Annotated in this window: 21 protein-coding genes; 10 read left to right on the top strand and 11 right to left on the bottom strand. The window is 39.2% G+C overall.

The genetic code is table 11. The annotated features are described in order from the left end of the window. The first annotated feature begins 15 nt into the window (after nucleotides 1–15). Complete coding sequence (locus BV902_RS03375) at nucleotides 16–1,062, top strand: ABC transporter ATP-binding protein (protein WP_075990783.1); 1,047 nt, start codon at nucleotides 16–18, stop codon at nucleotides 1,060–1,062. A gap of 9 nt (nucleotides 1,063–1,071) precedes the next feature. Here BV902_RS03375 and BV902_RS03370 read toward each other — a convergent pair whose 3' ends face one another. Beyond that, nucleotides 1,072–1,923 (bottom strand): alpha/beta hydrolase, encoded by an 852-nt coding sequence (locus tag BV902_RS03370; protein WP_075990782.1) that lies wholly within the window; start codon nucleotides 1,921–1,923, stop codon nucleotides 1,072–1,074. A gap of 79 nt (nucleotides 1,924–2,002) precedes the next feature. After that, nucleotides 2,003–3,214, bottom strand: coding sequence for an alanine dehydrogenase (locus BV902_RS03365; RefSeq protein ID WP_075990781.1), 1,212 nt, complete (start codon nucleotides 3,212–3,214; stop codon nucleotides 2,003–2,005). A 133-nt stretch (nucleotides 3,215–3,347) separates the two neighbouring features. Here BV902_RS03365 and BV902_RS03360 point away from each other — a divergent pair, with 133 nt between their 5' ends. From BV902_RS03360 to ytxJ, 5 genes are all read left to right on the top strand, one after another. Then, the gene (locus BV902_RS03360) at nucleotides 3,348–5,273 is read left to right on the top strand and encodes a polysaccharide biosynthesis protein (RefSeq protein WP_075990780.1); all 1,926 of its coding nucleotides are present in this window, start codon (nucleotides 3,348–3,350) and stop codon (nucleotides 5,271–5,273) included. A gap of 78 nt (nucleotides 5,274–5,351) precedes the next feature. Further along, nucleotides 5,352–6,023, top strand: coding sequence for a tetratricopeptide repeat protein (locus BV902_RS03355; RefSeq protein ID WP_046674761.1), 672 nt, complete (start codon nucleotides 5,352–5,354; stop codon nucleotides 6,021–6,023). Between the two features lie 88 nt (nucleotides 6,024–6,111). Continuing rightward, nucleotides 6,112–6,600, top strand: coding sequence for a 6,7-dimethyl-8-ribityllumazine synthase (gene ribH, locus BV902_RS03350; protein ID WP_075990779.1), 489 nt, complete (start codon nucleotides 6,112–6,114; stop codon nucleotides 6,598–6,600). A 287-nt stretch (nucleotides 6,601–6,887) separates the two neighbouring features. Then, nucleotides 6,888–7,628, top strand: coding sequence for a hypothetical protein (locus tag BV902_RS03345; protein WP_145327259.1), 741 nt, complete (start codon nucleotides 6,888–6,890; stop codon nucleotides 7,626–7,628). Between the two features lies 1 nt (nucleotide 7,629). After that, nucleotides 7,630–7,968 carry a bacillithiol system redox-active protein YtxJ gene (ytxJ, locus tag BV902_RS03340; protein ID WP_201670052.1) on the top strand — a complete coding sequence of 113 codons (339 nt, stop codon included), beginning with the start codon at nucleotides 7,630–7,632 and terminating at the stop codon, nucleotides 7,966–7,968. A gap of 121 nt (nucleotides 7,969–8,089) precedes the next feature. Here ytxJ and BV902_RS03335 read toward each other — a convergent pair whose 3' ends face one another. Both BV902_RS03335 and BV902_RS03330 read right to left on the bottom strand, forming a co-directional pair. After that, entirely contained in the window at nucleotides 8,090–9,175 is a 1,086-nt protein-coding gene (locus BV902_RS03335) for an isoaspartyl peptidase/L-asparaginase family protein (RefSeq protein WP_237241940.1), read from the bottom strand. Beyond that, nucleotides 9,132–9,542: an RNA-binding S4 domain-containing protein gene (locus tag BV902_RS03330; RefSeq protein WP_075990776.1), complete on the bottom strand. Its 411-nt coding sequence runs from the start codon at nucleotides 9,540–9,542 to the stop codon at nucleotides 9,132–9,134. The genes BV902_RS03335 and BV902_RS03330 overlap by 44 nt, the downstream gene beginning before the upstream one ends. Nucleotides 9,543–9,942: 400 nt before the next feature. On the opposite strand from BV902_RS03330, the gene BV902_RS03325 reads away from it, so the two are divergent. The 4 genes from BV902_RS03325 to folP are packed head-to-tail and all read left to right on the top strand — an operon-like array spanning nucleotide 9,943 to nucleotide 12,720. After that, nucleotides 9,943–10,761 carry a 2,3,4,5-tetrahydropyridine-2,6-dicarboxylate N-succinyltransferase gene (locus BV902_RS03325; RefSeq protein WP_075990775.1) on the top strand — a complete coding sequence of 273 codons (819 nt, stop codon included), beginning with the start codon at nucleotides 9,943–9,945 and terminating at the stop codon, nucleotides 10,759–10,761. Between the two features lie 24 nt (nucleotides 10,762–10,785). Then, complete coding sequence (locus tag BV902_RS03320; RefSeq protein WP_075990774.1) at nucleotides 10,786–11,364, top strand: L-threonylcarbamoyladenylate synthase; 579 nt, start codon at nucleotides 10,786–10,788, stop codon at nucleotides 11,362–11,364. Between the two features lies 1 nt (nucleotide 11,365). Further along, nucleotides 11,366–11,845 carry a DUF4920 domain-containing protein gene (locus BV902_RS03315; protein WP_075990773.1) on the top strand — a complete coding sequence of 160 codons (480 nt, stop codon included), beginning with the start codon at nucleotides 11,366–11,368 and terminating at the stop codon, nucleotides 11,843–11,845. Nucleotides 11,846–11,877: 32 nt separating this feature from the next. Further along, nucleotides 11,878–12,720 carry a dihydropteroate synthase gene (folP, locus tag BV902_RS03310; protein WP_075990772.1) on the top strand — a complete coding sequence of 281 codons (843 nt, stop codon included), beginning with the start codon at nucleotides 11,878–11,880 and terminating at the stop codon, nucleotides 12,718–12,720. A gap of 7 nt (nucleotides 12,721–12,727) precedes the next feature. On the opposite strand, the gene BV902_RS03305 is transcribed toward folP, so the two are convergent. The 7 genes from BV902_RS03305 to BV902_RS03275 all read right to left on the bottom strand — a co-directional run bounded on the left by BV902_RS03305 (nucleotide 12,728) and on the right by BV902_RS03275 (nucleotide 21,527). Further along, on the bottom strand, nucleotides 12,728–13,750 hold the full coding sequence (locus BV902_RS03305) for a cytochrome-c peroxidase (protein ID WP_075990771.1): 1,023 nt from the start codon (nucleotides 13,748–13,750) through the stop codon (nucleotides 12,728–12,730). A 149-nt stretch (nucleotides 13,751–13,899) separates the two neighbouring features. Then, nucleotides 13,900–14,748 (bottom strand): MbnP family protein, encoded by an 849-nt coding sequence (locus BV902_RS03300; RefSeq protein ID WP_075990770.1) that lies wholly within the window; start codon nucleotides 14,746–14,748, stop codon nucleotides 13,900–13,902. Nucleotides 14,749–14,770: 22 nt separating this feature from the next. Continuing rightward, the gene (locus tag BV902_RS03295) at nucleotides 14,771–16,759 is read right to left on the bottom strand and encodes a TonB-dependent receptor plug domain-containing protein (protein ID WP_075990769.1); all 1,989 of its coding nucleotides are present in this window, start codon (nucleotides 16,757–16,759) and stop codon (nucleotides 14,771–14,773) included. Between the two features lie 5 nt (nucleotides 16,760–16,764). Further along, nucleotides 16,765–17,670: a hypothetical protein gene (locus tag BV902_RS03290; RefSeq protein WP_075990768.1), complete on the bottom strand. Its 906-nt coding sequence runs from the start codon at nucleotides 17,668–17,670 to the stop codon at nucleotides 16,765–16,767. A gap of 414 nt (nucleotides 17,671–18,084) precedes the next feature. After that, a complete protein-coding gene (locus tag BV902_RS03285; protein WP_075990767.1) occupies nucleotides 18,085–18,462 on the bottom strand; it encodes a hypothetical protein in 378 nt (125 codons plus the stop codon). Between the two features lie 197 nt (nucleotides 18,463–18,659). Continuing rightward, nucleotides 18,660–19,997 (bottom strand): DUF5125 domain-containing protein, encoded by a 1,338-nt coding sequence (locus tag BV902_RS03280; protein WP_075990766.1) that lies wholly within the window; start codon nucleotides 19,995–19,997, stop codon nucleotides 18,660–18,662. Between the two features lie 57 nt (nucleotides 19,998–20,054). After that, nucleotides 20,055–21,527, bottom strand: coding sequence for a glycoside hydrolase family 30 protein (locus tag BV902_RS03275; RefSeq protein WP_075994601.1), 1,473 nt, complete (start codon nucleotides 21,525–21,527; stop codon nucleotides 20,055–20,057). Nucleotides 21,528–21,581: the final 54 nt, after the last annotated feature.

Below are 21,581 nucleotides of genomic sequence, written 5' to 3'. Positions count from 1 at the left end.
TTTCGACTCCTTACTATGGCTCATTTATCATCTTGTCAATATATTCCATCTGATATCCATGTTCCTGGACTAGCGGCTATACACGCCGAGCACCTTAGCTTTTCCTTTCATGAGAACAATATGCAGTTTGCTGTTGAAAATAGTTCTTTCGATATCGATGAAGGAAAAATAACAGCAATCATTGGTGAATCTGGCAGTGGAAAAAGTACATTACTGCGACTTATCTACGGTCTTTTGGAACCAACTGGGGGCATTGTGCGCTATAAAGGTTGGCAGGTTCCAACGCGCAAGGACAAGTTAATCCCCGGACATGATGCCATGAAATTAGTCTCGCAAGGGTTTGACGATTTGAATACTTATGCCAATGTATGGGATAATGTTGCTTCGCAGTTGCCAAACACAGATATCAAACGCAAACAAGACAAAACTGCGGAAATATTACAACGTCTACGGATAGATCACCTCGCTAAAAAAAGAGTAGCAGACATCAGTGGCGGAGAAAAACAACGTGTCGCCATCTGTCGTGCTTTGATCAACGAGCCTGAAGTTTTACTAATGGATGAACCCTTCAATCAGGTTGATGCCTCTTTTAGGGATACCTTGCAACAGGACATAAAAGATATTGTTAAAGAAACTGGGCTGACCGTCATTTTAGTTTCACACGATCCTACGGAAGTACTTGCTTTAGCAGATAACCTCATCGTGATGAAATCTGGTAAAATCCTAGATCAAAACAATCCACATGTATTGTATAGCAATCCATCGCACCCTTATACGGCGCAATTACTGGCAAAAAGCAATATATTACAAGTTGAGCAAGCTCAAAATTTAGGCATAACAAGCGAAAAACCAGTCGCGATACATCAAGAATGGATTTCAATAAGTCCTTCTGAGCAGTCTACTTTTTTTGTAAAAGATGTGCGATTCAGAGGTTTTTATTATGAAATCGTCGTCAGTAATAATGAGATTAACTTACATGCGATTATAACATCGCAGATAATTCCACAGAAACTACAGGCTGTCGATCTAACAATATCTCACTGGATACATTTTGACCATTAATTGTATATCCTAGTCTTGTGTGTCTAGCCAAGATAAAAATGCGTCAAACCATAACTTGTCTGAGGTTTTGTTAATTAACCCAAAGCCGTGCCCCCCTTGCTCAAAGGTATAAAGCTTGTTGGGCACTTTTGACTTGTCCAAAGCTGCCATCATTCTATAGCTATTTTCTATTGGCACAGCCATATCGTCTTTGGCATGCACAAAGAAAACCGGACAAACCTCAGAAGATACCTGCAAATTGGAAGAAAACAGCTTGATTTGGTCTTCCGAAGGGTTTTCTCCAATGAGATTTATACGCGAACCTTTATGTGTTATATCGTTTTCCATAGAGATTACTGGATAAATCAATCCTGCAAAATCAGGTCTTAGGGATACATGGGAAGGATTCGCTATGTAATCTTTCTTAAACTTCGTAATTAAAGTGGAAGCCAGGTGCCCGCCAGCGGAAAACCCTATCACCCCAACTTTTCGAAGTTCAGGATGCAAGGTTCGGATCAATTGCATTGCTCGCTGGGCATCTTGAAGAGGTCCTATTGATTTGTCACGCATAATGTTCGGCGAAGGCAATCGGTATTGTAAAACAAATGCTGAATAACCATTTTTTATCAACTCTTTAGCAACAGCATGACCTTCATGATCCATTGCTATATGAGAATACCCACCTCCCGGAATAACCAGTACGGCGATATTTTTATCAATACTTTTATCTGCCATATATGCAAATAACTTCGGTACATTTTTTTCTAAATTTACTTGCCCCTTATCAGTCGAGTTTGGAATGGAATCTGCATAAAGGTTGATTGTTTCCTGCGCCTTAACGAGAGAAATCAACGAACATAAAATCATAAAAATTCTTTTCATTAAAATGATATTTTAAAAGATAGCTCCAGACTACATATACTAGAAAAAACGAATCAAACATGAGCTGGATATCCATGGTTTATAAGGAAGAAACAACTAAAAGATCTAAATCTTTCGCCGTCATATTAAATCTTGAGGCCATGTCAACATTTGTAAGGTTTCCTTGGTATAAATAAATTGAACTCCGAATACCGGGATTCTTCCAAATTGCATTTTTCAGTCCCCCAAGTTCAGCAAAATCAAGCAAAATAGAAGTGAAGATATTGCTCATTGCATAAGTAGCTGTTCGCGCTACCCGAGACGCTATATTGGGAACACAATAGTGAATAACATCAAATTTACGAAAGATAGGTTTATCGTGAGAGGTCACCTCCGATGTTTCAAAATTACCTCCTTGATCAATGCTTACATCTATAATAACGGAATTGGGTTTCATTTTAGAAACAGTTTCTTCCGAAATCACACAAGCGGAACGTCCATTACGCGCTCGTAAAGCACCAATAACAACATCCGAACTGATCACGGCCTTGTTTAAAATAATCGGTTGTATAACGGAGGTAAAAACACGACTACCAAGATTATTTTGTAGGCGTCTAAGTTTATAAATCGAATTATCAAACACCTTTACCTCTGCTCCTAACGCCAAAGCCGTTCGGGCAGCCTGTTCACCAACGGTGCCCGCGCCAATAATAACGACTTCTGTGGAAGCTACGCCTGTCACACCACCGAGCATCAGTCCCTTCCCTCCAAATGCATTGCTCAGATACTCTCCCGCAATTAAGGTTGCCGTTGCCCCTACGATTTCGCTCATCGCACGCACCACTGCTAGGCAACCGCCCTCATCTCTTAAATATTCATAAGAAATTGCAGTGATTTTTTTATGCATTAACGCCTTTAGTACATCCAGGTTCATGAGTGAAGGTTGTTGAGAAGATAATAAAAGCTGCCTTTCTTTCATCAACTTCACTTCACTAAGGATAGGGCTACCAACTTTAATGATCAGATCTGCTTGGTACACCTCTTCCCGAGATGAAACGATACGAGCCCCCTGCTCACTATAATGATGATCTAAAAAATTGGCTCCAGCACCTGCTCCAGTCTCAATGATGACTTCGTGTCCATTTTCTACCAATAATGCAACCGCTAATGGCGTCAAGCAGATCCGCTTTTCCTGAAGCGAGATTTCCTTTGGAATGCCTATAAATAAACTTTTTGCATTCTTTTTCTTCTCAAACAGCATCTCTTTTGGAGAAATCATAGCCTGACTCGCAAGCTTTCCTAACTCATTCATCTTGTAAAATTGATAGTTAGCTAAAATTACAATAAAAAATCAATCTTATCAAACGAAGATAAATTTGGTTTGGCACGGCTTTGGAATGAAACAAATTTATCTACATTTGTTTAAACTAATCAGATATAGTACCATGCTCAGTAAAGTCAATATAGTGCCACGGTGGATCATTTTTTTATTGGACATCTTTAGTGTTTCCATCGCTTATCTCCTCGCAAATGTTATTTACTATGATTTTAACTTCGATTTTCTGCTCGACATTGATTTTAGCATTCGTTACATTTTATTTATAGCCATATGTTCTTTATCATTCTATCTCTTCAAGATGTATACTGGGATAGTTCGTTACACGAGCGCTATCGATTCAATACGTATATTATCAACGATAACATTTAGTGTTTTCGTTCTCCTGGTTATAAAATTAGTGATCCAAGCAAACGAGATAGAGCGAAACATTCCAACTGCACTCATTATCTTCTTTGCACTCTTCTCCTTTCTTATTTTAACCGTATATAGAACAATTATTAAAATTTTCTTTCTATACACCAAAAAAGTCAATGGATCCAGAAAAAAGACACTGATCTACGGTGCCGGTGACTTGGGAATTGCTGTAAAAAGAACTTTAGACCATGATGTACGATCCAAAAATGCTATTGTTGGATTCTTAGATGATAATGAACAAAAAATCAACAAGGTAATTGATGGGACCAAAATATATTCCTCGCAGAAGTTCAGCCATCTGATCAATACATTAAATGTTGAGGAGGTTATCATCGCTTCGCACAACATTCCTTCGGACCGTAAAAATGAAATTACAGATGTTGCGCTCGAAAAAAATGTCAACATATTAACGCTCCCTCCTGTTAAAAAGATCATGAATGGTGATCTTAACCCCAATCAGATCCAAAAAATAAAAATTGAAGATTTACTAGAAAGGGAGCCGATTAAGATTAACGACGATCACATCCTAAGCCAAACGAGAGGTAAAAGAATCTTAGTTACTGGGGCAGCAGGCTCCATAGGTAGTGAGATTGCATCCCAATTGGGAAAATACGAGCCTCAGATGATTATCCTTTGTGACCAAGCGGAGTCCCCGTTACACAATCTCCAACTTGACCTTCAAGATGAATTTCCAAATCAAGTTTATCATACTTATATAGCAGACGTCCGAAGTACAAAAAGGATGCAATTACTTTTTGATACATTCAAGCCGCATTATGTATATCATGCGGCAGCATACAAACATGTGCCAATGATGGAAAACCATCCTTTGGAAGCGGTACAGACCAATGTCATGGGGACTAAGAATCTAGCTGATTTAGCCGTGGAATTTCAAGTTGAAAAATTTGTTTTTGTCTCTACCGATAAAGCTGTCAACCCCACTAATATCATGGGAGCGACAAAGCGTATCGCAGAAATCTATGTACAATCGTTAAACAATCATTTGGAAAATTCCTTAGGGGCAACTGTGCACACCAAATTTATCACAACCCGCTTTGGCAATGTCTTAGGCTCCAATGGATCAGTTATCCCTCGATTCAGAGATCAGATTCAAAAAGGTGGTCCTGTAACAGTTACGCATCCAGAAATTACGCGGTATTTTATGACCATTCCCGAAGCATGTCGACTAGTCCTTGAAGCTGGAACAATGGGACAAGGTGGCGAAATTTTTGTATTTGATATGGGTAAATCTGTAAAAATAGTTGAGTTAGCTAAAAAAATGATTCGTCTTTCAGGATTTAAACCGAATGAAGATATTGAAATAAAATTCACTGGATTAAGACCTGGTGAAAAACTATATGAGGAGTTATTAAATGATTTGGAGAATACCTTGCCGACGCACCACGAAAAGATCATGATCGCCAAAGTCAGAGAAAATAATTATGATATTGTAAGTATAAAAATCGAAGAATTACAACAGCGTTTAGCGACACAAAACAAAAACGAAGTGGTGTATCAAATGAAAATTATTGTACCTGAATTCAAAAGTAAAAATTCCATCTACGAACAGCTAGACAAGGAAATTGAACTATCGAATGAGTCGGAAAACCAAAGTTAATTCACTTTAAAATTTGCAAAACACTTGCAAATTTGCTCGAAAAGTGTATTTTTGCAATCCATATTTTACTGATTAGTAATGTCTAAAAACACAAATAATACAAATCAAGGTTTCAAACCTTCAAAAGGATCTTTTTTTCAAGATAACCAAAAAAGTGTAGTGTTCATTTTAGGTGGTATCGTTGTATTGATCTTACTTTATTTTGGATATCAAAAGCTTTATCTAGATCCAAGAGCAGAAGAAGCTTCGAACCGTATGTACAAAGCAGAACAGCTTGCTACAATTGATTCTTTACAAAGTAAAGCAATCATGGGCGATGGTGCGTTTCTTGGATTTAAACAAATTGCGGACGAGTATTCCAATACAAAATCTGCAAATATTGCAAACGCCTATTTAGGAGGTTTATATTTGCGTCAAGGTAAATTCGATGAAGCTGCGAAAGCGCTTGAAAAATATGCTCCAACAGGAAGCCAAATTCTAGACCCACTCGTAATTGGTTTAACAGGTGATGCTTATTCAGAGCTAAAAGACTACAAAAAAGCAGCTGACTATTACAAGCAAGCTTCTGAAAAATCAAGTAACTCGTATACAACTCCACTCTTTTTGAAAAAACTAGGACTTGTATATGAAGCACAAAATGACTATAAAAGTGCAGAGACTGCTTACAAGAAGATTAAAACAGATTTTCCAGAGAGCCAAGAAGCTTCAACAATTGATGGTTTATTGGGTCGTGTACAAGCACATTTATAAGAGAATAATTGTAAAAGTATAATAAAAAGAGGCCATTTGATAGCCTCTTTTTTTGTGACCATCTAAAATCACTATCTTTGTTACTATTATGGCAAGTAGCATTAAAAATTTATCCGACTTTTCGCACATCCAGGTTGCGGATGCAAGTCCATTCAAATTTGCAATCGTTGTTGCACAATGGAATGCAGAAATTACAGGTGCATTATTGAATGGTGCAATAAAGGGCTTGGAAGAGCATGGCGCTAAGGAAAACAACATCCAAGTCATAGAGGTTCCTGGAAGTTTCGAATTAATTTCAGGAGCAGACCTCGCATTCAGAAACCAGGGTTTTGACGCTGTTATCTGTTTAGGTTGCGTCATTCAGGGGGAGACCAGACACTTCGATTTTATCTGCGATGCAGTTGCAAATGGTATTGCCAATGTAGGGCTCAAATATAATAAACCAGCTGTTTTTGGCGTATTAACAACGGACAACCTTCAGCAAGCATTGGATCGTGCCGGAGGGAAACATGGTAATAAAGGTGAAGAAGCTGCTATTACAGCAATACAAATGGCTCATATTGCCAAAAAATTCTAGTTTGGTATTAATTTTGCCTACCATTCAATGATGAAAAGTATTACTGAGCACGACTTATTACTCAGGTACTTATATTTTAAACAAATCGATTAATAAAATATTCAGTTATCTTATTAATCGATTTTTATTTTTTCACTAGAATAAATTGTTATTGAATTGTCTTGATTGTAGTGTAAATCGGTTATACAACAGTCGGTAGTTTTATAGACAATGACGCAATGATGAAGTTTCATGGGATCAATTTTGATACGAATTACTTGATGATTGTTTCTTTAAAAAATAGGATTATGAAAACATTATCGAATGTACTCTTGGTCGTTATACTGACGTTATTTTGTCAGTTGGATCTAGTGGCACAAGACGATAGTCTAAACAAGCAGATTTGGCAAAGTATCGGTGGCCAGGAAAAATGGGATTCTTTGCAGTTTTTGGCTTTCTCAGCAAAGGGAAATACCATCTCAGACCAGTTGTCAAACGACGAACGAAAGTTCCTGTTCAATAGAACAACTGGAGCATGTCGATTTGATGGCTATAAGGGAACGGATCAGGTGACCTACCTGTTTAATTTTAAAAACCCAGGGTCAGACAAACTCTTTATTGGAGGGAATTTATCTACAGATGGGCCAGAGCTAAAGAAATCAATTAAAAATCAGCTATTTTCGGATCTCAATCTGCTACTTTTGCCTACCTTGATCGGACAGAAGAATGTGCAGCTGAAAAGCCAGAAGGAAAGTTTCAGTGCTGGACAGAAATTAACGATAGCAAATATCAGCTCGTCAGCCCCTATCTTTGGTTCAAAGATTGATGGTTTGCTTTATATTGATCAAAATACTGGTGAGATTGTGCGTTACGAATACACAGATAAGGGCGAAAAAAACACTTATGAAGTGAGCAAATATAAGGAGATTGGCGACGGGATACGTTTACCCAGTTTCTTCAATTCCACAAGCAATGACCAAAAGAGTTGTATATTCTCCTCTATTTCATCTTTTGTACAGGTAGAACAGAAAAAATTTACAGAACTATAATATGATTAATTGGATAGAATTAAATACAGAAGAACAGCTACAGGAGCTTTATCAATCCGATAAAGTTGTAGCCATCTTTAAACATAGCACGACTTGTGGTATTAGCAATATGGCTAAGCGTAGTCTTGAGCGTATGTCTGCTACTTCAGACCATGATTATGCGATTTATCTTTTAGACCTTTTGCGTTACCGCCCACTATCGAATGAGATTGCCCAACGTTGGAATGTAGAACATCAATCACCTCAAATACTGATTGTTGAAGGAAAAGACAGTTTATATGACGCTTCACATGGTGATATCCAATTTGATGAGATAGAACAATACCTAACGGCAATTTGACATAATAGGCCATAACTGCTATTCAATAAAAATAGTTAGCATAAAATATCCCAAGCGATCTTCAACATGTATTGTATTGATCACTTGGGATATTTTATGAAGCTGAAAACAGCTGAATTGGCTACTTATAAATTTCTACTGTTATTTTACCGTCTTTAGTCACCGTACCCCGATACATGCCGGCGGTATTAAAAGGCATAGCAACATGTCCATTTTTATCCAATGCGATCATGCCGCCATTACCGCCCATTTCACCAATCCGATCGATTACTTGCCTGCTCGCTTGATCAACACGTTCACCTTTATATTCCATTAAAGCCGACACCGAATATGCCGCCACGGTGCGGATGTAATATTCACCCCATCCAGTGCAGGAAACAGCACAGGTATTATTGTTCGCATACGTTCCAGCTCCAATAATTGGCGAATCTCCGACCCGCCCAAACTTCTTGTTTGTCATCCCTCCCGTGGACGTGCCCGCTGCCAAGTTACCTGCCTTATCTAATGCAACACACCCTACTGTACCGAATTTAGCATCTTTATTGATGATGCCTAAGCGTGAGCTTTGTTTTTGATCGTGATCTAGTTGTGTTCGTGTACTGTCATCCTTGCTCACTTTCTGCAAAGCCTCCCAACGTGCTTCCGTCCAAAAATAAGAAGGGTCTACAATGGTCAATCCCACTTGCTTCGCAAACTCTTCGGCACCTTTACCCACCATCATAACATGCTCAGATTTTTCCATCACCGCCTTGGCTGCCGAGATTGGATTTCTGATCGTCGTCACTCCTGCAACGGCGCCTGCGGCCAAGGATTTACCTTCCATGATGGAGGCATCCAGTTCGTTGCGTCCGTCATGTGTAAAAACCGCTCCTTTCCCTGCATTAAACAGGGGTGAGTCTTCCATAACATGGATAGCAGATTCGACGGCTTCCAAACTGGATTTACCTTCTTGCAACTTTTGATAGCCCATACGAAGCGCTTGCTCCAAGACGATCCTATAAGCTTGCTCCATCGAATCTGTCATATTCTTTTTCAAGATCGTCCCCGCTCCACCATGGATCGCCAAAACAAATTCTCCCTCCGTCATGGCCACAGGTTTTTTATACGATTTACAGGAAATTGCCAACAGGCTTCCCACAATTATCATGGCGCATATCTTGAGGTTATTCATCTTCCTTCTCCCACCATTCTGAAGATTGTAAATCATCTATCTCACGACGGTCTTTTTTAGTAGGGCGCCCTGTACCGCGGTCGCGTTTTAGGACAGGAGCATGAAATACGGATTTAAACCCTACAGTTTCTTCAACAGGTGTTTGATCCTCGTAGAATTGAATAGCAGTCTTGGCGTCAACACGACGTTCCAAAAGACCTGTCACCTTTACCACTTTTTTCTCAATTCCCTTTTGGACATGGTATACATCTCCGATCTTAACTTCATAAGAGGGTTTTATATTTTGGCCTTTTAGTTTCACCCGACCTGCCTTACAGGCCTCTGTTGCCAAAGTTCTTGTCTTAAATAAGCGAATTGACCACAAATATTTATCAATTCTCAATTTTTCTGATGTTCCAGCCATAATACAAAAATAATTATATTTTTAGAACCATTATAACCAAAAGCAATTATGGAAAATTCCGATTAAACTGAGTTCACTTACTTAAAACGTCTTTCATCCGTTCGCCGGAAGAGTCTAATAGCTAATTGCGGACAAGTTGTCATCAAATCCATACCAACTCCTGACTGCAAGCGGGTTGTGAAAACAATGTCTGTAGCGTGAATGCACCTTAAAAAGGTGGACTCAACGTGGACTCACTGTGCACACACTGTGGTTGGAGTCAGAAGTTGATCATAATTTGGTAGGCTGTTGTTATCAGGAAAGTCTATTGCAAGGAACAATGGATAAAGTTGTTTTTAAGTCCAACTTTATCTAAGTTTGTACATCAAAATAAACTAATTCAAATAAGAAAATAAATAATATGGTAGAGCCACTTAAAAAACTGATTGAGGAAGCTTGGGAAGATAGGCAATTATTAGAATATAAAGAATATACAGAAGCCATCCGCGCTGTTATCATGAAATTAGATAGCGGTGAAATCCGCGTCGCTGAAATGATCGGTACAAGATGGCACGTCAATGACTGGATCAAGAAAGCTGTTATTTTATATTTTCCAATCAATGATATGCGCGAAATGACTGCAGGTCCTTTTGTGTTTCATGATAAAATGAAATTAAAGACAGACTACAAGCACACTGGAGTACGTGTTGTACCAGGGGCTTCTGCTCGTTTAGGTGCATATTTGGCTAAAGGAGTGATTATGATGCCTTCTTACGTTAACATCGGTGCTTATGTAGACGAAGGTACCATGGTGGATACTTGGGCAACTGTTGGATCTTGTGCACAAATTGGTAAACATGTACATTTAAGTGGCGGCGTCGGAATTGGTGGCGTATTAGAGCCCGTACAAGCAGCTCCAGTTATTATTGAGGACAATGTTTTTATAGGTTCAAGAGCGATTGTAGTTGAAGGTATTCGTGTAGAAAAAGAGGCTGTATTGGGTGCTAATGTCGTATTGACAGCGTCAACAAAAATCATCGACGTTACGGGACCTCAACCAGTAGAATATAAAGGTTATGTACCTGCCCGCTCTGTTGTTATCCCGGGTTCTTACACCAAAAAATTTGCGGCAGGGGAATATCAAGTTCCTTGCGCTTTGATCATTGGTCAACGTAAAGAGTCTACGGACAAAAAGACTTCATTGAATGATGCACTACGTGATCATAATGTAGCTGTATAAAGTTAAAACTAGTATAAAGATAAGATGAGTGCATTCGTAGATCGTGAGGATTTGAATAAGGCCTTGGAGACGTTAAAAAACGGCGGATTAATTCTATACCCCACCGACACCATTTGGGGGATCGGTTGTGATGCCACCAATCCTGATGCCGTGGAGAAAGTTTTCCAGCTGAAAGGAAGAGATAAATCCAAAAGTCTGATCGTCCTTTTACACAACGACAATCAATTGGCAAGTTATGTAAATGAAATCCCGGATGTGGCTTATCAACTTATTGAATACACTGAAAAACCCTTGACAATTGTCTATTCGAATGCCAAAAATCTTGCGCCCAATGCGATTGCTGAGGACGGTTCAATTGGCATTCGAATTGTCAAGCACCCTTTTTGTGAACAACTTTTACAACGGTTTCGCAAACCGATAATTTCAACTTCAGCAAATATCAGTGGTGAACCCACGGCGAAAGATTTTGATGAAATAGCTGATGCCATCAAAGATGGGGTAGATTATATTGTCGCCTATGACAGAGACGTAACAACAGATGGGAAATCATCTACTGTCATGAAGCTGGACCCAAGTGGTAAATTTGAATTTATTAGAAAATAGCATGAAAAAGATCGTTTTATTTTTTGCATTAGCATTTGCTGTTACCAATTTATCTTTCGCACAGCAAAAGGATATTCCCGCCGCCAAGCCTGGTGTAAAATATGGCAAAGAAATCTCTGCATCCAATGCGATTTCAGTGGCAAAGCTTGAAAAAGAACTCACGCAAAAGAACGCATTCAACGGACAGGTGACAGGCAAGGTCGTTGAGGTATGTAAGAAAAAAGGCTGTTTCATGACCCTGCAACGGGAAGGCGAAGAGCCGATTACCGTCCGTTTTAAAGACTATGGTTTCTTCATGCCAGCAGACATTGTCGGCAAAACGGTTGTTGTCGAGGGTATCGCAAAGAAAAAGGAAGTTTCTGTAGCATCGTTACAACATGCGGCAAAGGATCTTGGTAAATCACAGTCTGAAATAGACCAGATTACACAACCTAAAAAAGATATTAGCATTATTGCTGACGGTGTTTTGGTTGTCAAATAAGGCGTTCTCACACCAAACCTAGCATTGTTCTGATGAAAAGATTCCACACTTCCCCCTGTCACTCCATACTGGTCGATGGTACCTTAATGACCTTCGAAAAGCCCATTATTATGGGGATACTCAATGTGACTCCAGATTCTTTTTATGACGGAGGTGACAATACAACCGTCGAACTTGCGGTAGAGAAAGCAAAGAAGCTATTGCTTGAAGGTGCTCAAATTCTTGATATTGGCGCATATTCCTCACGTCCGGGCGCTCCATTAATTTCATCTCAGGAGGAAATGAATCGAGCTCTTCCCGCTATTCGAGCAATTAAAAATGCATTTCCTGACGCTATTTTATCAATAGATACCTTTAGGGCAGACGTTGCTGCTGCTGCAATCGATGCGGGAGTGCACATCATAAATGATGTTTCGGGAGGTACACTCGATGATAACATGTTCGCCACGGTAGCAAAATATCAAGTTCCTTATATTCTCATGCATATGCGCGGTATTCCCGAAAATATGCAGGAAAAAACAGATTATACAGATATTGTAACTGACGTAGCCACCTTTTTAGGTGACCGCATTGCGACACTAAGAAGTATGGGGGTGAAAGACATTATTCTTGATCCAGGATTTGGTTTTGCAAAGACAGTCGAACAGAACTATGAGTTGCTCTATCGTGTCAATGAACTTCACTACTTCGAATTACCAATTTTGGGCGGAATATCCCGTAAATCCATGATTTATAAAAAAATCGGAATCACCGCCCAAGAAGCTTTAAATGGCACCACCGCTTTAAATACCTTACTTCTCGAAAGAGGGGTACAAATTCTCCGCGTACATGATGTGAAAGAAGCGAAACAATTGCTTGATCTCTTCTATTCATAAATCAGCATTATTTGCCTACAAATTTGGGATCACTTAATGTTTTAATAAAAGCTATGATAGCTTCTTTTTCGTCTTCTGTCATCGGAATTCTTTTGCCATTTTCTTTAAGAATCGGATCAAGGTTAGCTGCATCCAAAACACCTTTGTCAAAATAATCCAGGACAGATTTCAACGTTGGGAACTGCCCAAAACTTCCATAAGGCGCTGTATATTCCGCATTTCTTAAAGAAGGTACCCGAAAAGCCATATAGTCCGTTTCAATACCTGTGATACGTGCTCGCCCGGCCTCATCTGGATGTTTATTTAAAGGAAACCCTACATTTCTAAAACTCTGATCGGTAAATAATTCTGTTGCATGGCAGCTTTCACATTTCAACTTAAACAGCTGATACCCCCGTTCTTCCTCAATCGTGAATTGTTCCCCTTCACCTCGTTTTACCTGATCATATTTACTGTCGGCCGAAATTAAAGTATACTCATATTGGGCAATGCTTTTATAAATTCGTTCCGGTGTAATATTCTCATCGCCAAAAGCCTTCTTGAACAATACTTTGTAGTCAAAATCCCCATTAATTTTACCGATAACCTCCAGAATAGAGGAGTTCATCTCCTCATGCGTGATAATTGGCACTAAAGGTTGCTTTTCCAGTTCGAGTATATTGCCATCCCAATTATAAAATTTCATAAAAGCCAAATTCTGCAAAGGTGGAGTGTTCCGAAATCCGACACGATCATCTATACCCACTGCCTGCATCTTTCCATCGGAAAAAGCCAATGAGGGATTATGGCAACTGGCACATGATATCGTATTATTTCCACTGAATCTTTTTTCATGAAATAGCTTTTCACCCAATTCAACACCATACTTTGTTGGCTTATTGCTATTAAATGTATTATTCAGACTCGGAAAATCCGCAGGAATACTGAACGTGACTGTTGGGTTGTCTTCCTGCGTAGATTCAACGATATCATCCCTACTACAGGATAAAGCAATCACTATAACTGTCAGGATTAAGATGACTTTTTTCATCCTTTTATTTTTATCAATGGCTGATGAATATTCAGAATGCACATTCGAAAATCATGGTACAATCAGACGGCGTTCTTTTTTTTTATGCACAACGTATTTTCAGCAAATGGCTACAACCTCATTCAAGATCATAGCCATTTACGTAAAATTTAGTTAGAAACACTCTCAACAGTGAACATCCCAGCTGTATCACTGCTACCGTTACCACCGAGATTATCAACAAACTTCACCATTTCCACTGCAGAATGAATACTAGGCACAGCATTGTTGGCACCCAATGTAATGGTATTCGTTTTCCCGCTTAAGAGCTTATCGAAATCCGCCTTGATATTAATCTGTGGTACACTTTTTCCAACAGTAACTAAGGAAGGTAAATTCAACGTAATATCCCGATAAGCATCTACCCCCTGTTTATAAGTGGATTCATCACCATTTGTTCCGTTGATCGTACTTCCTGTGTGAATAGACAACTCTTTATGATCAGCACCATAAAAGCCTTCCAATTTCGTAAATCGGTAACCTGTCCCCCATTCCCAGTGCATTTTGGTGTCATTAGCCCCTGCTGTTGCATAGAAAACTGGGAATCTCAGTTGATCCAACGTATTTATTTCCTGTTTTACCCCCAAACCGAATTTGATCTGTTTATAATCTCCAACAGGTATATTACTCAGCACATAATTTAAAGTTGCCGCTTTCGCCTGATCAATCACTGCAGCCCCTTTATCCAGATCATTTACATTATAAGGGATTTCAGATCCATCGGCTTTAATAAGCCTGATATTGCTAATTACATACTTCAGTTCAGAAAACTGATGCAGTTGTCCACTGGCTGATGTATTTGTCGAGGCAGCTGGTGAATCTGCATTACCCAGCACAATTGTTGTATTTTTAAATGTATTGTTGAAATGTAAGTTAACACTGTTGGCGACATCTTCACTTTTGCTACAAGAAACCATAACCAAAGAAATCATCAGGAGTTTAATTGCATTTTTTTTCATTTTATTCTAAGTTTTAAGGTATTTAAAAATTGATTTTTAAGGATGTAAAAATATTCCTACCCATGCGAGGTATATTTCCCCAATCTGCATAGGTACTATAGTATTCATTGAAGAGGTTCTCCGCACCGACCTGAAACACGGCATTTAATTTTCCAATAGTGAAGGTATAGTCTGCCGAAACATTCCATATCTTATAGGATGCGGTTTGGTCCTCTCCGTATTCAGGGCTAAAATTGACCTGGCTAAAGTCCCCGTTCATTGAAGTTTGCACACCGATCATTTTGTATCGGTAATGCAATGATGTTTGATAACTTAAGGGACGTATAAAAGGCAGGTTTCCGCCCATATTGTCTTGCCCTCTGGCGTAGGTAAGTACGGCTTTCCAATCTAGACCTGGCAAAATTTGATATTGCGCATTGAGTGCCAGATTAAACAGAGTCGCATGATCTAAAGAGGTATAGCCTTTCACGCCTACCGATTGATAGTTCATCGGGCTACCCAAACTCAAAATCCGGCCAATAATGTAGTCTTGGATAAAGAAATAATTGGCCTTGGCCCCAATGCTTAACCTTCCGGTCTTAAACCCGGCACTGGCATTGGCTTCATAAGAAACTTCATTTTTTAAATCCGGATTTCCGATATAGTCATAACGATCGAAACTGTTGTAAATGTAATAACCATAAGCCTCCGAAACAGAGGGAGCACGATGCCCAAACCCTGTTCCTAAGGAAAAGTCAAACTGACCAATATTTAACTGATAGCTAGCATGTAGGCTCGGCAGAAATCTATTTTTCTTCTGTGGAGAACCAGGATGGAAGATCCAGTTGAATTCAACGTATTTCGAATAGTTATAGTTCAAACCCAATGAACCTCCAAAGACAAGTCTACTGATATCAGAAAGATCTAACGCGTTATTCATGGCTACACTTGCAAAACGGGTGGTTACCCATGGCCAACTATAGGCAAACATGGTCTGTTTGGATCGATCCTGCGGGTACATGCGCATCTCAGCTATCGATAGATTATCGTAAGCATTTACCTGTATTTCCGAAGAATAGCGCTCTTTCTGCAGATTAATTTTAGATAAAAGACCGTAGGTCGTACTCCAGCCTGGCATATCCATATGGACCAAATTTTCCGGACGGGTCGCATCATCCATATAGTGCTCAACTGCATTGAAATAAACTTTGGTGTCCCATACTTTTACCAAGCCCTCTTCAAACAACTGTTTGTATGCAGCGGAAGTGATGATCGCTCTGGATAAGGATAAGTCCATTGGCAAAGCAGGAAATCCCACATCTTTTGCACGATCAAAAATAGCATCTACCCGAACAGCAGAAAGCGGACTCGTTTTATAGGCCAAACCCAACGACGCATTGAATTTATTATATTGCGAATGCCGTACTTCATCGTCATTTCCATCATAATAATTTCCAGCCTTCCGGAAGGCAATACTTCCATCTGCCACAAATTTGTCACTTGAGTAATATAAATTCCCAAGATTGAAAGTCTGCTTATTATTGAATTCAAAACCTGTCTGATAGGCTCCGCCAATTTTTTTCTGCAGACCAAACGCAGTATTCCTTCTTTTCAGATCTATACTGCCAGCGACCGTAGCACCATGCAGATTACCTTCCTGCCCCGATTTAATATCTATTGCAGCAAGGTTATTACTTTCTACATACGAGGTTATCGGGTCCATTTTATCCGTACATGCTCCAAAGACATGCATCCCATCGATCGTAATTGTCGAACGCTCGCTACTCATATTATTGAGCAGGGGTTCCCAAGCATAGGCACCACGTTTTATGAAGCTGATATTACTTGCAGAAGCCAAATATTCATCCACAGAAACTGTCATCTTCAGATCGTTTTCAATCCTCTTTTTGGCAGCTGCATTGACTGTAACCTCGGCTAGACGTCTCGTTGTATCGCGGGTAACAGGATTGTTTTGTCCGTGTACGTTCCATCCCAAAGACAACATAAAGAGAATAATACTTATCTTCCTCATAGCCTCTAGAATAGAATATCAATGTATAACTCACTTTTACGACCTTCTACACCCGGTGTAAAGTCCTTGGGCACCTCTGTTCCTGCTATTACCCTTCCATTTTGGTTGACCAAAATAAAATTCAATGTCCAGTTACCTGTCATTGTGTAATTCACAACACCATGGTACAATCCGTCGGCCTGTTGTACCAAGTCCTTATTATTGGGCGAAGAATGGTTCCCCATCGAAGGTTCTGGCATACGCGGATCCAATTGTAAGGTATATCCATTGACTGCCGTATAAGACAATTGTGCAGCGTCCAACTTATAAATCCCGGCGACCAGTTTATTTTCAGAAACAGTTGGTTTCCAAGGAGCAATCAAGGCGATTAAATACTGTTCGCCATCTTTCCCAGTGAAAGTGGTTAGGTTACGATTTTTATTTACCTGCGGCTTCACAGTTACATGTTGTGTAGCGGTGAAGGTCTGACCACCAATTGTAAAATCGATTTCCAAACTCCAGTTTACTGCTGCAGAACTTTCATCTGTAAACACACTGTAACCCGAAAAGTAGCGACCATCCAACGTGTAGTCCATTTCGGACTGGTGCGGACAAACAATTTTCATTCCTTGCACATTGGTTTGGACTGGAAGCAATTTGACTGAGGAAACGGCGACAGGTTCGTTATTTTGCTGCTTATTGATTATTACGCGGATATCATTATAACCGCGATACAATACCCCACCTAGAGCCTCAATACGAATACTATACCCTGACGAAACAAGGCTTGTAACCTCTTTAAACTCCGTATTCTCCGCTACATTATTTCCACGTTCTGCCTCATAGTCTGTTTTCTCCTTTGTACAAGCGATTAGGAGAAAGGATATAATCGCGCTATAAAAAACCACTTTTTTTATAAATAAATCTCTCATCTATAATTTTTCATTTGTTAGGAAGCTATCCGATTTATTGCGTGAGCTCCGGAACTCAGGCAATAAATCAAAATGATATCCTATTGTGACGAACGGATATATTTCATCGTAATAGATGCGCTCCATTCAACTTCTAGCGAAATGAAACCATCATACTGATATTAAACAGATTATTAGCTATTATCAATATTCAAATGATTCGGATCCACACCGCGATGTAGCCCAAATAATTAAGAAGGTTTCATTGAAATAAATCGTTATTGAATAAATAGCTTAACCGAAAGATCGATTTTATGGACAAAGCATCACTAAAAGCAGTTTCACAGCGAAATTATAACGCGAAGGAAATCTTAGCATACCTTGTAATCCATCTTAAGTGATCGACTACTTAATCAAATAAAATATTAACTGGATTTAAACCAAAGGGGGGTGAAATATTGTAAAGATGGGATTATAGGAATAATCTTCTTTATATACTGGAAGCAGGCGCTCCACAGTGTCTTCATAAAGAGCCGTGTTTTTAAAAGTAAAATCTTGCGTATTATTTATAAAAACAACATCAATAATACGTAATTCAAGATTTTTTTGTTCCTTTTCCTCATGCTCGCGCATTTTCTTCATCAAAATACACTGGCCTCGACAGGCAAGCGCATTATCGTTAAAGCGATTGATACATTCGTAACGTGCGATATAATCTCGATTCAACTCGAAAACTGTCCATAGCCATACCGTTGAGAAGCTCTGCAGGAGCATCAAGGGTAATAGAATCCATATAAACAGTCTGATTTTCATTCGAATATTTTATTCTCAATAGCAGCTTACATCCTTAAGATTACTTCTTTATCTTGTAAACTTACCAAATCGAGCTCATGATGATTCATCTTGAGTTTGGGCAAATATAACAAATGAATTTTGGAATAAACAAATGCTATTTAAAAGAAAAAGTCCTAGGCAGACTACTACCTAGGACTTATAAAACTCAATTTCAATTATTTTGATTCAACCGTCAAAACCGCTTTCTTATTGCCGGCAGTTAAATCCAATGTAAAAACATAGGTTTTACCTGCCTCTAAAACTTTACCCGTTTTGATACCCAGATTGCCTGAATCACGACCATTCTTGCCATCCCCCACAAAGACGATATCATTTGAGGTTGTCACATCTGTACCCCCAAATTCACCTCCCCATCCTTTTTGATGAAAAAATTTGAAGTTGATGTTATCAGAATTTATAGACTCTCCTGCCTTAACAGTTATCTGGTATTTCTTGTTACCTAGTGGAACCAGACAAAGCGCTTTATCCGTGTTCCAGCCCACTTGGTTACTGGATACTTTAGGCTTTCCAATTCCCTCACCAATAATCCACACAGCACCAGATCCATCATCTTGTAGTTTTGCCAAATCATTGCCTGTCATCGCCTCAACCACAAAGTATTTTAAGTTAAAGTCTGCTGTAACACGGTATTTTCCAGTTGATCCTTTAAACGATAGGCTTCCATCGGCCGCTTTGGTAAAGAAATCTGGATCGATCCACCAATCTTGCAGATCCGCAATCCCTTCAAAAGTCGTCGTTTTCCCTTGAGCCAGCTCGAGTTCAACTTTAGCATGTTTATCATCCAGTCGACTGAACTGCGATCCATTTAGCAGTACAACAATAAATGGAGATGCCTGAAATGTTAATGTATTAAATTGAATTGGATATACACCAGAGGTTGAATTTGAAAAAGGAATTTCAGCGGTAGACCCCAAGTTAATAACATTATTGACCCAACCAAAATTCATCGCATTGCCCTGTGTACCTACTTTTGGCGCTTGAATATAGCCTTTTACCTCAGCTGCAAAATTTTCTTTTGCCGCATATTGATTACGTCCTACCTTTTCCATGCGATAGGATTTGGATTCTGTGACTAAAGTTAAATATGGAAAGTCGGGTCTGCTCAGATTAATATCAAAAGATTGTTCCGTTATTTTTTGGCTAATATTCTGTAAGACAAACTTAAGGGTTGCTTTTCCATCGGGAATATCTTTCAAGAACGGAACATAAATTTTTCCAGCATAGTCTCCATTTTGTTTGGTACGGATGACGGTTTCTGTTACCTTGTCGTCTGTAAAATACAATTGTGCTTTAACAGTAGACAGCGCAACTTCACTATCCGACACATGGACCTGAAACTCGAGACTATCCCCAAAATTTGCAGCCGAGATAGGCGATTTCAATTCGATTTTAGGATCCCCTATTTGATAGGTATATTTTTCATCCTTTTTACAGGAACTAACTGCAGTAATAGCAGCAGTTCCCAATAGTATATTGATGAGATATCTTTTCATTTGTTCATAATTTATGCGCTATCAATGTGATAGCGCTTAGGGTTTATCATCCTCCAGTTAATAGGTCCAACGGTAAGAAACAACCGATTTAGCTGGCACATCATAGCTAAAATGATGTTTACCGTCTGCGACGGTAATTTTACGGCTATCTTCCGACTCGTTTAACAGAACAATAGCGTAGGTCCCATCTGTATTTTGAAAGGCTGTATAAACTAGCCCTTCTGCTGTATACCCAGAAGTACCAATCCGCGAGGCTCCTGATTTGACAACCGAAGAAAGATGACCAACAATATAGTAATGCGAATTGCGCGTTATATTCTTATAATTTGCCTTACTAATATCCACGGCGCCATAACATGTCTGACAGCCACCTTCGCGATTTGGCCCTTTGTCAGTATCAAGCATCAGGTTCCATACAATAACCCCCTTACTCCAATTGTTCACTGTACCGAGAGCCACTTCACGCATATCCTCCATCAAACGTTTTTCAAGATTGCGTCCATCATTCCATTCCCCAATGGATGTTTCCGTAAATACCAATTCCTTGTCTGGGCGTTGATTATGAATATCAATAAGTTCAGCTTTATCCCCACCATAATTATGGTACGCCGCTCCGGCGAAGAATGAAGCTGCTCCGGCATCGTTATAAATCTTTACTGGGTAATCAGACTGATCGGCAATATTATCATAGTTATAATTATGATCAAATGCATAGATCTTTGTTGATAAGTTAGCCGCTTTTAATTGCGGGCCCAAAGCTTGTTTGACAAAAGCCTGTTGTTCCTGCCATGACATATAAAGCGAAGCGGAATTTTTTCTATTCAATGGTTCATTTTGAACAGTAATCGAATAAACATTAATGCCTTCTTTCTTCAGTGCCTGGATCCATTGAACGAAATACCAACCATAGTCCTGATAATATTTTGGATTTAACTGACCACTGGTCCATGAATCAAAGGGCTTTAAATCAGTTAGGTTGTTAACCTTCATCCATTTCGGTGGAGTCCATGGGGAGCCCATGATTTTTATGGATGGATTGATAGCAAGTATTTCTTTAAGCACCGGAATGATATATTGGGTCTCTTCAGACTGCAATCCAAAATTTTCCTTTCCTTCTTTGTCCCAACAGGTATATTCACTCAAAGAGAAGTCGGAACATCCAATAGCAATACGGATATAGTTCATTCCCATTCCATCTTTATCTGAAAAAGTCTCTGTAAGGAATTTTGTCCGATCTTCCTTACTCATTTTCATTAAATTATAACATGTTGAGCCTGTGATGGCTGCACCGAAGCCGTCCATCGTCTGGAATTTCTTAGTAGGATCTAGCGTAATTGTATTGGGCGACATATTAAATTTGGAGCTGAAATCAACAAAGCGCTTTCCAAAATCCAAAGACCGACTGCCTGTCGTCGTATAAATGGTAACATCACCCCTTTTTTTAATTTCATCACCTTGCGAAGGTGTATAGCTGTCACGGTTACAAGATGTTGCCGTCACTAGACAGGACAACAAGAATGTATATATCATAGTTTTTTTATTATTACGTTTCATCTGTTAATATATTTGTCTCCATCCATCAGA

It is taken from the genome of Sphingobacterium sp. B29 (genome assembly GCF_001952815.1).
GTDB lineage: Bacteria > Bacteroidota > Bacteroidia > Sphingobacteriales > Sphingobacteriaceae > Sphingobacterium > Sphingobacterium siyangense.
Note: the sequence above shows the minus strand (reverse complement) of the source record. Positions and strands in the feature narration are given on the sequence as shown.